14 protein-coding genes and 1 tRNA gene are annotated in these 13334 nt (G+C 69.0%); 5 read left to right on the top strand and 10 right to left on the bottom strand.

Going from position 1 to position 13334, the window contains the following annotated elements:
- Positions 1-28: 28 nt before the first annotated feature.
- The 3 genes from A5624_RS04785 to A5624_RS04775 all read right to left on the bottom strand — a co-directional run bounded on the left by A5624_RS04785 (position 29) and on the right by A5624_RS04775 (position 2630).
- Positions 29-799, bottom strand: a complete 771-nt coding sequence (locus A5624_RS04785; RefSeq protein ID WP_156748812.1) for a sulfite exporter TauE/SafE family protein — start codon at positions 797-799, stop codon at positions 29-31.
- Between the two features lie 79 nt (positions 800-878).
- Complete coding sequence (locus A5624_RS04780; protein WP_066862337.1) at positions 879-1820, bottom strand: catalase family peroxidase; 942 nt, start codon at positions 1818-1820, stop codon at positions 879-881.
- Between the two features lie 18 nt (positions 1821-1838).
- Entirely contained in the window at positions 1839-2630 is a 792-nt protein-coding gene (locus tag A5624_RS04775) for an SDR family NAD(P)-dependent oxidoreductase (RefSeq protein WP_066862351.1), read from the bottom strand.
- 158 nt (positions 2631-2788) lie between these two features.
- Here A5624_RS04775 and A5624_RS04770 point away from each other — a divergent pair, with 158 nt between their 5' ends.
- From A5624_RS04770 to A5624_RS04760, 3 genes are all read left to right on the top strand, one after another.
- Positions 2789-3391, top strand: coding sequence for a hypothetical protein (locus A5624_RS04770; RefSeq protein WP_066862333.1), 603 nt, complete (start codon positions 2789-2791; stop codon positions 3389-3391).
- A gap of 93 nt (positions 3392-3484) precedes the next feature.
- Entirely contained in the window at positions 3485-5044 is a 1560-nt protein-coding gene (locus A5624_RS04765) for a long-chain-fatty-acid--CoA ligase (protein ID WP_066862330.1), read from the top strand.
- Between the two features lie 8 nt (positions 5045-5052).
- Positions 5053-5838 (top strand): MBL fold metallo-hydrolase, encoded by a 786-nt coding sequence (locus tag A5624_RS04760; RefSeq protein WP_066862348.1) that lies wholly within the window; start codon positions 5053-5055, stop codon positions 5836-5838.
- Here the strand turns inward: A5624_RS04760 and A5624_RS04755 are convergent.
- From A5624_RS04755 to A5624_RS04745, 3 genes are all read right to left on the bottom strand, one after another.
- Positions 5833-6663, bottom strand: coding sequence for an enoyl-CoA hydratase/isomerase family protein (locus A5624_RS04755; protein WP_066862327.1), 831 nt, complete (start codon positions 6661-6663; stop codon positions 5833-5835). The genes A5624_RS04760 and A5624_RS04755 overlap by 6 nt on opposite strands.
- 77 nt (positions 6664-6740) lie before the next feature.
- On the bottom strand, positions 6741-7034 hold the full coding sequence (locus tag A5624_RS04750; protein WP_066862324.1) for a hypothetical protein: 294 nt from the start codon (positions 7032-7034) through the stop codon (positions 6741-6743).
- Between the two features lie 30 nt (positions 7035-7064).
- Positions 7065-7511 carry a hypothetical protein gene (locus A5624_RS04745; protein WP_066862321.1) on the bottom strand — a complete coding sequence of 149 codons (447 nt, stop codon included), beginning with the start codon at positions 7509-7511 and terminating at the stop codon, positions 7065-7067.
- A 122-nt stretch (positions 7512-7633) separates the two neighbouring features.
- On the opposite strand from A5624_RS04745, the gene A5624_RS04740 reads away from it, so the two are divergent.
- Positions 7634-7927 carry a hypothetical protein gene (locus A5624_RS04740; protein ID WP_066862318.1) on the top strand — a complete coding sequence of 98 codons (294 nt, stop codon included), beginning with the start codon at positions 7634-7636 and terminating at the stop codon, positions 7925-7927.
- Between the two features lie 96 nt (positions 7928-8023).
- Here A5624_RS04740 and A5624_RS29425 read toward each other — a convergent pair whose 3' ends face one another.
- The 4 genes from A5624_RS29425 to A5624_RS04720 all read right to left on the bottom strand — a co-directional run bounded on the left by A5624_RS29425 (position 8024) and on the right by A5624_RS04720 (position 12916).
- Complete coding sequence (locus tag A5624_RS29425) at positions 8024-9085, bottom strand: MAP_0585 family protein (protein WP_369827437.1); 1062 nt, start codon at positions 9083-9085, stop codon at positions 8024-8026.
- A 15-nt stretch (positions 9086-9100) separates the two neighbouring features.
- Positions 9101-9559, bottom strand: coding sequence for a lipoprotein LpqH (locus A5624_RS04730; protein ID WP_197497985.1), 459 nt, complete (start codon positions 9557-9559; stop codon positions 9101-9103).
- 40 nt (positions 9560-9599) lie between these two features.
- Positions 9600-9989 (bottom strand): hypothetical protein, encoded by a 390-nt coding sequence (locus tag A5624_RS04725; protein ID WP_156748810.1) that lies wholly within the window; start codon positions 9987-9989, stop codon positions 9600-9602.
- Positions 9990-10147: 158 nt separating this feature from the next.
- Complete coding sequence (locus A5624_RS04720) at positions 10148-12916, bottom strand: AAA family ATPase (protein WP_369827436.1); 2769 nt, start codon at positions 12914-12916, stop codon at positions 10148-10150.
- A gap of 303 nt (positions 12917-13219) precedes the next feature.
- Here A5624_RS04720 and A5624_RS04715 point away from each other — a divergent pair.
- Positions 13220-13294: transfer RNA gene (locus tag A5624_RS04715), tRNA-Val, on the top strand.
- Positions 13295-13334: the final 40 nt, after the last annotated feature.

Below are 13334 nucleotides of genomic sequence, written 5' to 3'. Positions count from 1 at the left end.
GAATCGCGTTGGTGTACGTGATTTCTCGTCAGGTCACCGCGAGCAGGCGATAGAGCCCGATCAGTCCCACGGCCACGATGATCGCCCGCAGCGCATTGCCCGACAACCGCCGCCCGTAGCGCGCGCCGAGCAGCCCGCCGACCAGTGAGCCCGCCGCGATCAGCCCGGCGGCCGGCCAGCTGATCCGATCGAACGCCACCGCCGTATAGGCAATGGCGGCAACCACATTCACCATCAACGCCAATAAGTTCTTGGCCGCGTTGGTGCGCTGCACCGATTCCGGAAGCAGGGCGCCCATCAGGCCGACCAGCAGAATCCCTTGCGCCGCTGTGAAATAGCCGCCGTAGACGCCGACGGCGAACGTGCCGAACACCAGCGTCGCCATCCGGCGCGGGCTGACGTGGTCGGGCGAGCGACCCGCCTGCTCGGCGCGCCGGGCCGTCCACGCCTGGATCCGTGGCCCGACGACCACCAACACCAGCGCCAGCACCAGCAGCACCGGCACGATGTCGGCGAACACCTTCTCGGGCAGATGCAGCAGCAGGTACGCGCCCAGCGCCGCGCCGGCCAACGATGCCGGGAGCTGCCACCGCAGCCGATCCCACTGGCCGCGCAGCTCGGCGCGATAGCCCCAGGTCCCCGAGACGCTGCCGGCGACCAGACCCGTTGCGTTCGACATGGTGGCCGTCACCGGCGGATAGCCGAGCGCGACCAGCGTCGGGAAGGTGATCAGGGTGCCGGACCCGACCAGCGCGTTGATCGCACCGGCACCCAGCCCGGCCAGGCATATGAGGAACATCTGAAATGGCGACACCGGAGAAAAACCTTAGCGTGCCGCCGATTTCGGCGCGAGGCGAGCGTCGGCCCGGGTCGGCCGGTCAGGCGGGCGGGGCTTGCGCGCCGCGTTCCACGCCGGTCCGCAGCTTGACCGAGGCCGAATACGCCAGCGTCCGAAAGTGCAGCACCGGATCGTCGGACGGCTCGATGCCGTCGGTCACCCGCATCGGATCGAACACCACGATGTCGCCGCCGTGCTCGCGCTCGGTGTCCAGACCGGTGATGGCCAGGGTGCCCACGGTGACGATCTGGGTGCTCTGCCAGGCCGCCGACGGGTCCACGGTCGAGTCGGTGGGACCGGCGATCTGCACCCGGAAGTCGAACCGCACCGGCCCGCCGTCCAGCCGCGTCTGCAGTTCGTCGGTGAGGAAGTCCCGATCCTTGTCGTGGGCGTCCGACCCCGACAAGTACTCCTCGGCCGCGGTCGGAACCAGGTGGTAGCGAACGAATCTGGCGCTGCCGTCGGCGGCGATCCAGCGGAAGGCGTGCAGGCCGTGGTATTCGGTGGTGGCGTAGCTGGCCGGGATCCGGTTCGCCTCACGCAGCAGGGGCAACGCGCCGAGCAGCCGCGGATGGGTGAGCAGGTGTTTGGCCATGCGCAGCGGCGTGGTGAGACCGGGCCGCATCGCCTTGAGCAGATCGATGAATCCGTCGGGCGTGCTGGAGACGAACAACCGGGCGGTCTGCGTCGAAACGTCGGTGGTGGAGCCGTCGGGCAGGGTGAACTTCACCGCCATCCCGCGCACCCCGGGTGCGCCGTCGCGCTGCTCGGGGTTGCCCGATCCGTTGGAGAAGCGGATCAGCGCCGGGACGGTCGAACCGTCGAGATGCTGTGCGCGCGAGAGCATGAGCGCGTCGGGGGTCGCGGTGAACGTGCCGCGGTACAGGGTGCCCTTGGCGTGCAGCGCGCGGCATCCAGGCTGTGCTCCGCCGGCGCCCCGGATCGCCTCGATCGCCTGGTCAGGGGTAAGTGCACCGCTCATGGACGAATCTTAGTTGGATCAGTCGGGAAAGCCGAAGAGTTCGACCACACCGTGATCGCGTCCGGCGGTGTAGCCGCCGTCGACGGCGAGCGCCTGGCCGCTGACGAAGGAGGCGTCGGGCGAGAGCAGGAAGGCGGCCATGGCGGCGATCTCCTCGGGCTGCCCCAGGCGCTGCAGGGCGTGCTCCTTGGTGATGGAGGCCAGCGGTCCCTCCATGCCGGGAATGCTGAAGACGCTGTGCGCCATGGGTGTTTCGATGAAGCCGGGGCAGATGACGTTGGCCCGGATGCCGCTCGGCCCGTAGTCGAGGGCAATGTTCTTGGTGAGCAGCACGACGCCGCCCTTGGCCGCGTTGTACGAGCTGCCCCCGGCGGTGCCCTCCAGGCCTTCGACGCTGGCGACCGTCACGATCGAGCCGCGTTCGCCGTCGGCCCGGGGTTGGTCGATCATCTTCGCCAGGGCCGCCTTAGCCACCAGGAAGGTGCCGGTGAGGTTGATCCCGATCACCCGATCCCATTCGGCGCGCTCGAGCAGGTGCACCGGGCCTCCCCCGGCGACCCCGGCGGCGTGGAAGAGGCCGTCGAGGCGGCCCGGCACGGCGGCCAGCACCGCGGCGATCGCGGCTTCGTCGGTCACGTCGGCGGAGACGAAGGTGAACCGCGCGCCCAGGTCGTCGGGCGGGGCGGCCACGTCGGCGCCGATCACGGTGCCGCCCTCGGCCAACAACCGTCGCGCGGTGGCCAACCCGATTCCGGACGCGGCGCCGGTCACGACGAAGGTGCGGGAACGGGCGCGGTCGGAGTTCACCATGTCGCATCCTTCACGGGTGGTGGGCGGTTCGGCCCCGTCATGGTGACACACGTTCGCGCCGTTGGCTTTACCAATGCAGTCGTTCGATAGGCCGGCTGTATCGAGCCATAGCAAACCCGTCTTGGACATAGCCGTGCCAGCTGGAGGACGATAGGCCGATGTCAATACCTCAGCCGCGGGCGCGGTCGCGCCGGACCGGATGGCGTTTCGGAGCGATCGGCGCGGCCGCCGTCACCGCGGTGGTCTTGCTCGGCTCCCCCGTCGACCGGGCCGCGCCAACCGCCGCGGTCGCGCTGTTGTCCGATGACGCCGTCGCCATCGCGCCGGGCGTCTCGGTCACCGCGGCCCCCGGCTGGACGGTCGGAAACCGCGGCCCGAACTGGGTGGCGCTGAACAACGCCGACACCACCGCGCAGCTGCGGATCACGGTCAAAGCCGCGGGCGGCGCGGACGCCGCCGGGCTGCTGCAGGCCGACATCGACCAGTTCACCGGCGGCGCATCGGCCATCCTGACCGACGTGAACCGCCTGACCGCGCCCGAGACCAAGCCCCTGCCCGGCCCCAACTTCCAGCAGGAAGCCTCCGTCGACTACACCGCGACCGTGGTGAACCCGCAGGGCGCGATCCCGGTGATCGGCACGTTCACCGAGCTGCTGAACGCCTCGAACGGCCGATCGGCGTTCATCGACTTCCGCCAGGACAGCAGCGCGACCAGTCAGGCCGCCGGCGAGGGCGGAATGATGATCAGCTCCCTGCAATGAGCCGCTAGCGACCCGCGCGGGCGAGGGTCGGCGTCGCACGCGTGCAACCGACCGCGTATTACAAACTGGTACGAATCGACCGCGGAGGGGTTCATGCCATCAGCCGAGACGGCGACCAGCACGGCGGAGACGCTCGCCGGCATCGTCGAACGACACGCACAGCACCGGCCCGACGCGGTCGCCATCCGGTACGGCGAACGCCAGTGGTCCTGGGCCGAGTGGAGCTCGCGGATCCGTCGCGCCGCCGGTGCGCTGCGCGCCGCCGGCCTCGAGCGGGGCCAGTGCGTGGCCTTCCTGGACAAGAACCACCCCGCCTGTCTCGAGGTCCTCATCGCCGGCGCCTCGATCGGCGTCGTGACCACGGTCGTCAACTGGCGAGTGGTCGGCGACGAACTCGTCCACGTCCTCACCGACAGCGGCGCCCGCGTGCTGCTCGTCGGCGCCGAGCTGCGTGCGGCGGCCGTGTCCGCCGCCGAGCGGGTCCCGGGTGTGGAACGCATCATCGAGGTCGGTGAAGAATACGAATCGTTGCTCGCCGCGGCGCCCCCGACGCAGGCCGACGCGAGCGTCGACGAAAACGAGACGGCGTTGGTGATTTACAGCTCCGGCACCACCGGACGCCCCAAGGGCGTGCTGCTCAGCCAGCGCGCGCTGGTCAATCACGCGTCCAACCTGGCTCCGGCGTTTCCCTTCGACGAGGGCGACGCCAACTTGGTGGCGATGCCGTTGTTCCACGTCGGCGGGATCGGCTATGCGCTATTCGGAATCCGTTCGGGTGCACCGACATTCATTACCCGTGAGCCCGACGCGGCAACGCTTATCGGCGCGGTGCGGGCCGGCGCCACGCACGCGTTCTTCGTCCCGCCGGTGATCGCCCGGTTCCTGGACGCGGGTGAGGCGGCGACCGCGGCCCTCGCCGGCCTGCGCTACATCGTCTACGGCGCCGCACCGATGCCGCTATCGCTGCTGCATCGCGCGCTGTCCACCTGGCCCAACACGAAATTCGTGCAGGTGTACGGGCAGACGGAACTGTGCGGGGCGGTCACCGCGCTGTCCGACGACGATCACCGCGACGCGGCGCGGCCCGAGCTGCAACTGGCGGCCGGAAAGGCGGTGCTGGGCTGCGAGATTCGCATCGCCGACCCCGAGACCGGTAACCCGTTGGCGACCGGCGAGTCCGGTGAGGTCTGGGTGCGCAGCAACCAGAACATGACGGGCTACCTCAACCGGCCGGACGCGACGGCCGAGACGATTACCGCCGACGATTGGGTGCGCACCGGCGACATCGGTCGGCTGGACGCCGACGGCTACGTCTACATCGAGGACCGCATCAAGGACATGATCATCACCGGCGGCGAGAACGTGTACGGCCCAGAGGTGGAAAGCGTGCTCATCGAGCATCCCGCCGTCGAGGACGCCGCGGTGATCGGGGTGCCCGACGACTTCTGGGGCGAATCGGTCAAGGCGATCGTGGTGGCCGACGGCGAGGTCGACGAGAAAGGCATCATCGAATTCTGCCGCGAGCATCTGGCCGGCTTCAAATGTCCGCGCACGGTCGACTTCGTGGCCGAACTCCCCCGCAACGCGAGCGGGAAGATCCTGAAAACCGAGCTGCGGGAACCGTTTTGGCGCGATAGGGCGCGGGGCATATGAGCACCCGCCTGGATGCCGCGCGCCGCGACTGCGCGATCAGCGTGCTGGGCGGTCCCACGACAGTCGTCGACATCGCCGGCCGCAGGATCGTCATGGACCCCACGTTCGACCCGCCGGGCGTACACGCCTACCTGACCAAGCTCACCGGTCCCGCGGTGAGCGTCGAGGCCCTCGGGCCGGTGGATGTGGTGCTGGTCAGCCACGACCAGCATCCCGACAACTTCGACGACGAGGGCCGCCGCATGGCGCTGGCCGCGCCCCTGCTGCTCACCCATCCCGACGCCGCGGGCCGGTTGGGTCCGCCGGCGGTCGGCGTGGCGCCCTGGCAGTCCCACGAACTCAACGGCGCATCCACGTCGCTTACCGTGCAAGCGGTTCCGGCGGTCCACGGTCCGGCCGACGGCCGGCGCGACGCCGGCGGCCACATCAACTGCGAGGTGACGGGTTTCGTGCTGTCCGGGCCGGGCCTGCCGACGGTGTACCTCAGCGGCGACAACGCCTCCATGACCGCGGTCAAAGACGTCGCCGATCGCGTCGGTCGGGTCGACATCGCCGTGCTGTTCGCCGGTGCGGCGAGCGTGCCCACCAAGGAGCGTGGGCGGCCGTTGACGCTGACCGCGGCGCGCGCGGCGGCCGCGGCCGAGTTGCTTGGCGCCAGGACGGTAATCCCCGCCCACGTCGACGGCTGGGCCCATTTCGCCGAGGGCGTCGACGAATTCGTCGCGGCGTTCGATCAGGCCGGCATCAGCGACGTGCTCAGGGTCGCCCCGCACGGCGAGTGGATCGACTTATAGGCGTCCCTGCACGCGCAGCTCTGGATGCACCCAGTCGGGCGAGCGGCGCTCCTTGAAGGAGCGGAAGCCTTCGATGGCCTCGGCGTCGGACAGGCTGGCGGTCATGCCGATGCGGTCATAGAGGCCCAGGTAACCGTCGATGCTGGACTTGATGACGCCGCGGGCACGCGGTGCGGTTCGACAGCACTGCGCCAGTAGCTCGTTCGCCGCGTCAAGCAGGCCCTCGTGCGGCACCACCCTGGTGACCAGGCCCCAGTCGAGGGCTTCGACCGCGGTCAGCACCCGACCGGTGAACATCAGGTCGCGGGTGCGCACCGGCCCGATGACGCGGGTGAGCATCTGGCTGTAGTAGGTGTCGGCGTAGCCGCGGAACAACTCGGGCACCCGGAAGGTCGCCCGATCGCTGACCACCGACAGGTCGCTGCACAACGCGATCTGGAACCCGCCGCCCTGGCACAGCCCGTTGACCGCGGAGACGATGGGCTTGGCCGAGGTGCGCACGGCGTCGAACGGCGTCACGTCCATGCCGAGCGCCGAACCGAAGGTGATCCAGTTGTCCTCGCCTCCCCCGCCGCCCATGTCGCCGCCGGGGGCGAAGACGTCGCCGGTGCCGGTGAGCACCAGCCCGGCCAGATCCGGGTCCTCGTTGAGACGTCCCACCGCATAACGGATTCCGAAGTACATGGCCGGGCTCAGCGCGTTGCGCGCTTCGGGCCGGTCGATGGTGCACACGGCGATCGGTCCGTGGCGCTCGAAGCGCAGGTACGGCGTGCCCAGCCAGTCGCCGTCGGGCGGACGGGGGGTGTTCTGCGGTGTCTGCGCCACGGGACTCCTCTCGGGTCGGCTCCGCGGATGCGTCGCGCCGCTACTGTAGCTCTTACAGTATCGGGCCGACCCCCCGCCTACACGTAAGGCAGCGTCGCCGTCTCCGCCGTCGCGGACGCGTCGGCGATCACCGAGGAGAGCTTGGACTGCAGGGTCGACGTGGCGTCCCCCACCGGCTTGTCGCAGAACCTGCAGAGCGCCTTGAAGTTTGGTTGTTCGTCTTCGTCCGGCCAGAACCGCCGCGGCCCGACCTGAGCCCCGGGGTCGAACTGGACGGATTGATGCGGGGCGTCTTTGAGGATTCTGCCGACGGGATGGCGTTGCGGGCATTCGAGTTTCAGCATGCCGACGCCTTCTTGATTTCCGACCATGGTTCGCCGTCCTCTCTCGGGTGTGCGCTGTCAGTGCAGGATCCGCGCGAGCTTGCGCCATCGCCGATGCCGGTGACGAAACATCACCCGGACGAAGGCGCGGGTGAGCAGCCCGTGCAGGCCGTCGTCCGTTTCGATCTCGTCGGTGTAGCGGCAGCTGCGCTCGTCGATGGGTTCGAACGTCAGGCGGTGATTCCAGGTCCGGACGGGTCCGCCGTGCTCGTTGGTGTAGATCTCGGTCGGCTCGAGTCGCTTGATGGTGAGGTGATGCGTCCAGGCCGGGATCACGCCGAACCACCAGAACCGCGCCGATCCTTGGGTGCCCACCTCGATGCGCTCGGGGACGTCGAGCCGGTACACCCGCAGCACCGGGCTCAACACGTGCCGCATCAGCTCGGGCTTGCGCGCCAGTGCGGACGCCGTCTCGACCGGGATCGGCAGCTCGGTAGTTAGGGTTACCTTACTCATGCAGTTCATGGTCGCTCAGCGGGCACGATCAGGCAATACCGCGCGAGCCTACGTCGGGGCGCCGTCGCGAGGGCCAAAGAGTAGGAATATCCCTGATATCGGCTGCCCGTGCAGCGCAATAGCGTGGGGCAATGGTGATCCCCGGCGCGGGCTTGGAACGCTTTCTGGTCGAGTGGTACGGCCCTGACGCGCACGCGCACTTCATCAATGAGACGGCCGGACATCTCAACGACAGCGCGACATCCGTGGCGGCGAGCGGCAGCCAGATCCGACTGCTGATGGCGTTGGCGGTTCCCGCGGATGAGTATGCCTTCGGCATCTTCGCCGCCGAATCGGCGGAAACCGTCGCGCGGGTCTGCGTCGACGCGGGCGCACCCGCGGAACGGATCAGCGCCGTCATCGGATGGTCGCTCGCCTTCGACTGAAGTGGTCGCCGAATTCGCTTGGCCCAGTGAGTATCTAGCCGATTCTTCTTGAGTATGTCTGTGCCTGAAGCGAATTCGATAGCCACCCGCAGTGGCTCAGTACAGCGGGGTCCAGATGCCGTCGAACCAGTAACCCCAACCGCCGTACTGCCAATTGAAGATCGGCAGGACCGTGTAGGTGTTGTAGGTGAACGGCGCGAAATAGCGCTGCCCATAGGATGCGTCAACCGGTGGCCCGGTCCACGGGCGGTTCCAACCGCCGGCCGGCGGTGGCCCGTTCCAGCCACCGGCAGGCGGCGGACCCTCCCAGTTGGGCGGGGGCTGGCCCGGAGCCGGGCCGTCATTCCAGCCGTAGCCGTTCGGCCGCGGCGGCGGCGGCGCCCCCTGACCCGGAATCCAGAAGCCGCCGGGCAGGTCGACGGGGCCGCCGACTTGCGGAGCGCCGCGCAAGATCGGACCACGCGGCGGGTAGTAGGGCTCGTGTGGCGGCTGATAGTTCGGCGCGTTGAGGATCGGGCGGTTGGGGGTCGGTTGCGGCGAGCCGCCCCACGGCGCCGAGGGTGACGGCGGCGTGGAGCCGGCGCCCCCGTATCCGGGGCCGGCGCTGGGGCTGGGACCCGGGTTTTGGTTGGCAGGGGTGCAGTCCGGATGCCAGGCGGGGCACGAGAACGGTATCGAGGTCGTGGGCGCCGGAGTGCTCCACTGCGAGGGTGTCGGTCCGGGAGTGCTCCACGGCGCAGACGTGGTCGGCGGCGGAGTGGTGCTCCACGGCGCAGACGTGGTCGGCGGCGGAGTGGTGCTCCACGGCTTCGAGGTGGTCGGCGGCGGAGTGGTACTCCACGGCTTCGAGGTGGTCGGCGGCGGAGTGGTACTCCACGGCTTCGAGGTGGTCGGCGGCGGGGTGCTGTTTCGCGGCGGCGTGGTCGTCGGCGTTGCGCCGCCGGCCCCGGGAACGTGTGACCCGGGAGCAGGCACCGTCCCCGTGCCCCCATACCCGGGGCCGGGGTTGGGGACACCGGAGCAGCCCTTTTGCCCGTTGGGGCACGGCGGCGGGTCCAACGGCGGGGCGGAGCCGGCGAGTCCCGCGTTGACCCCCGCGACGGACAAACCCAGGCCCGCAGCGACTCCGGCTGCTGCGGCGAGACGTTTGATGGACATCGGTTGCGTTCCCTTCTAAGGGCAGGTCACGTCCAACTCGAAGGGCTTGGTTACCGGCTTCGGTTGGTGCGGGTCGCTGGTGTCGGCACCGGTCGCGGTGCCCTTGATCTGGTAGGACTTGCCGCTTGCCGCGGCCCCGGCGGATCCGCCCTGACCCGGTGCGGCGTCGGAATAGCCGAGCGTGATGCCGTCGACGATGCCGAGCCCGACCGCGTGAACAATGGGCGGGTTGTCGGTGCTGATCACCGCGCCCAGACCGTTGGCCGCGTCGCCGATGCCGATGGTGATCCTGTTCCCGGACGGGTTGCAGGTGACCGCGCCGGTCACGTTCTGGCTCTTGCCGTCGACGATGACCTGCGGTCCGGCGGGCGCCGGCGGGTTTGATGCGCCCGTGTTTGACTTACCGGAACAGCCAGCACAACTCGCGATGACGACGGCCATACCGGCTGCGCCGACGACGATCCCATGCTTCACCGCTGCTCTCCTTCGTGTCGTTGTCGTCGCCGTCCGCGTATTACTGCGCGGGGCCGGGGATCTGGTACGCGCACCTACCGGTCGTGTGTTCGGTGAGCGGGACGGGCTGGCCGTCCACCTGAATCGCACAGTCGTGCGGACCGCCAGTTTTATCGGTGTAGTTCAACGCCAGGTACGGATTACCGTTGACCTGCACGGTCTGCGACCAGGGCACCGAAACCCAGGTGGTGGTGCTCGCCGGATACACCGGTGTTCCGGGGTCGGGGATGACGGAGAAGACGTCACCACCGCCGAGGATCCGGTACACCACGGTGTGTTGGCCCGGGTGGGCCTGGGCCCTCGGCAACATCGCCTGCGGTGCGCTGCTAGCGGCGATGGCGACGGCCGCGAGCACAGCAACCATGGTGTGCAAGCGCGGAGTCGTTGGCATGGCGTTCCTTTCGATATGCGCGACACACGGTCTCGCCCGTATGTCTCTTGTTCGTCGATGAGGCAACCGCCGCCCGCGCGGTGGGTCCAGCAAACGCCCGCAGCGCCCGCCGTATCAATTAGGGATTTCCCTACACTTTCCGGCGGCCGGGCGCCGTGTCAGGAATCGACTTCCAGTTGGTCGAGGCGGCGGCCGAGTTCGGCGCGCGACCGGATGCCGAGCTTGCGGTAGATCCGTGAGAGGTGGACCTCGACGGTCTTGGGGCTGATGAACAGCCCCGAGGCGATGTCGTGATTGGTCTTGCCCGCCGCCGCCAGATCGGCGATCCGGCGCTCGGCCGGCGTCAGCACCTGGGCGTCGGCTCGGCCGAAAGTGATGCGCTCCAACGAGCTTCGCGCGCGCCGCACCCACAGCGGCGTGCCCAGCTCCACGAACGTATCCACCGCCGCCCGCATCGCCGCGGCGGCATTCTCCCGGCTGCGCTGCCTGCGCAGGATCTCTCCGAGTAGCAACTGCGTGCGGGCGCGCTCAAATGGCATGGGCAACCGCTCGTGTTCGGCCATCGCCCGTCGCGCGGCCGCCAGCGCCGCACCGAGGTCTCGGCCCCCGGCCAGCAGCATTGCCCGGCAACGCGCACCCGACGCCAGCATCCACGGCCTGCCCAATCGATGTCCGTTGGCCTCCAAGACGTCGATGAGGGGCCGCGCCTCATCGAGCCGTCCGAGCTGAATCAGGGCTTCGGCGGCATCGGGCAGAAAAGGGGTGACGAAAATTTCTGTGGCGCGCGGGCTTCGCTCGAACTCACTCAGCAGCGGTGAAAGTGCCTGCAGCGCGGCTTCGTAGTCGCCCAGCGAAACCTCGAGGAAGCCGAGCGTGCTGGTGGGCCAGACGGTGACCAGCGCGGGCGAGTCGCAGCGCTCGGCGGCGGCCAAGGCGGCGGTGGCATCGCGGCGCGCGACCGCCTCGTCGCCGGCGTAGGCGGCCACCAGCGCCTGGATCATCAGCGCCACGGCCAGCGGCAGGTCCGCGTCGAGCTGGCGCGCACGTTGCAGTGCGTCCTCCCCGATGAGCGAGGCCTCCGCGAAGTCACCGCGCCACATCTCATTGAGCGCGCTGTGGAACGCGCCGACCATCATTTCGCTTTCGGCGCCGCGGTCGATATAGCGTTGCCGAATTGCCCTGAGTTCCCGGCGCCCGTCGTCGAGTCTTCCTGTGCCGATGAGCAATTCGGCGCGATGTAGGGTCGGCCAGATCGTGGCCGAGGACGGATCGTCGCCGTCGTCCAGCGTCAATGCGGTCCGTAATTCCTCTTCGTCGAAACCCTCGCCGACCAGAAATCGCACCAGCACGCGCATGCTCAACGCCTGGCTCAGCAGCTGACGGTCGTCCAGCCGGGACGCCGTGACGACCGCCTCGTCAACCGCGTCGATGGCGGCGTCGAACTCGTGAATGTTGAGGCGTGCGAACGATAATGTCGTGAGTATGTGGCTTAGCAGCCTGTCGTCTCCGGCGGCCGCATCCGCGGCCCGTTGCAGCTTTCGGGCGCCGTCCCGTGAACTGCCGTCGAGCAACGCCCACCGCCCCAGCAGGCTGAGCGCCTCGGCCTGTACATTCGCCGGCGCGGGCGTCCCGATGACTTCCTCGAGGATGCTCCGCGCGCGTGCGGCGTCGCCGGCGCTGAAATGGAATGCGGCGCAGCGAATCTGGCGTTCAGGACTGACGGCGCCGAGCTCGTTGGCCAACTCGATGAATTCCGCGGCGGCCGCCGGCGCCCCGCGCCTGTTGGCCAACTCGGCTGCGGCATCGAGGGCCGTCAGCGTCTCCGCATCACCGTGGGTGGCGGCCAGCGCCAGGTGGCGAGCCCGCAATTCCGGGTGGTCGACCACGGTCGCCAACCGCCTGTGCATGACGCGCCGCTGTGTGGGTGTGGCCATCGTATAGACCGCGGCGGTGAGCAGCGGGTGGGTGAACCGCACACGGTTGCGATCGATGGTCACGATGCCGCGCCGCTCGGCGTCCAACAGTCGGTCCACGCACTCCTGGACGTCCCGGGCGGTCGCCTGCGAGACGGCTTCCATGGTCGGCCTGGCCAGGCATGCGGCGGCGAGGAGGATGTCGCGAAGATCCTCATCCAGCACGCCGATCTTGGAGGCCATCAGCCCGGTCAAGGTGGTGGGCAGCGTCATCTCGATGCCCGTTTCGCCCTCGGGGATGGTGCGCGCTAACTCGATGGCGTAGAACGGGTTACCGCCGGACGCCTCGTGGATGCGCAGCATGGCGTGCCGGGAAAACGAGCGGCCCAACCGTGCGGTGATGACCTGGTGCAGCGCGCCGATGGCCAAGGGGTTGAGTGTCATTCGCCTTGTGGCGTTCGGCTTTTCGAGCTGCAGCCATGACACATCGTCACCGTCACCGGTGCGCACGGTCGCCAGCAGGCCGACCGGACCGGAAAACCGTCGTGCCGCGAATGCCACCACGCGAGCGCTCGAGGGGTCCAGCCACTGGAGGTCGTCGATGGCCACCAGCACCGGAGTGTTTTCGGCCAGGATGTCGACGACCGAGAGAAACGCCGCCGCGACCGCACGCTGATCGGTCGTCAGGCCGTCGTCGCTGACCTGCAACAGGATCCGGTCGATCGCCAGGCGCTGGGGTCCGGGTAGCGCGTCAAGCACCGCACGATCGACGGTCGACAGCAGGTCGGCCAGCGAGATGTAGGCCGTCACCGATTCCGTGATTGCCGCACGCGCGGTGAGAACACGCATCCCTTGCTCACGGGCCTGCTCCAGCGCGGCCAGCCACAACGTGGTCTTGCCGATACCGGCCTCACCCTCCACCAGCAGGCACGCGGGTTCGGCCCGGCAGGTATCGAGGAATTGGGAGACGGCCTCGGCCTCCGCGGCCCGCGTCCCCGTTAGCACCAACCCCACCACCATGAGCGTCGGCGTCAGGAGCCGTTGACGAACGAAGAGATTCCGGCCAGGCGCCCGGCGCGACGAGCAAACTCGCTAACTTGCCGGACGTGCACCTGGATGCGCATTGCAGCCCGGTTCACGACCCGGCGCACGTTCGCATACAGCGAACTTATCGGGGCTGGACGGCGCCTGCAATACGAAGCGGCGGCAGGGCCGGTCGGATTGGGGCCGGTCAGCCGCGTCGAGCCGTCACACGGCGGCCGGTATTGTCGGGGCCGGCGCGTGCTAGTCTTCGACGTCGTTCGCCGTCTCGGCGCCGGTCCCGTGGCTCAGTGGGAGAGCGTCCGCTTCACACGCGGAAGGTCGCTGGTTCGATCCCAGCCGGGACCACCAATCACCGCAGGTCAAAACGCTCCACCCGAGCGCCGGCCGC

The sequence above is a fragment of the Mycobacterium sp. 1482292.6 genome (genome assembly GCF_001672995.1).
GTDB classification, from domain to species: domain Bacteria; phylum Actinomycetota; class Actinomycetes; order Mycobacteriales; family Mycobacteriaceae; genus Mycobacterium; species Mycobacterium europaeum_A.
The sequence above is the reverse complement of the archived record's forward strand: the minus strand, read 5'-3'. Positions and strand labels throughout refer to the sequence as shown.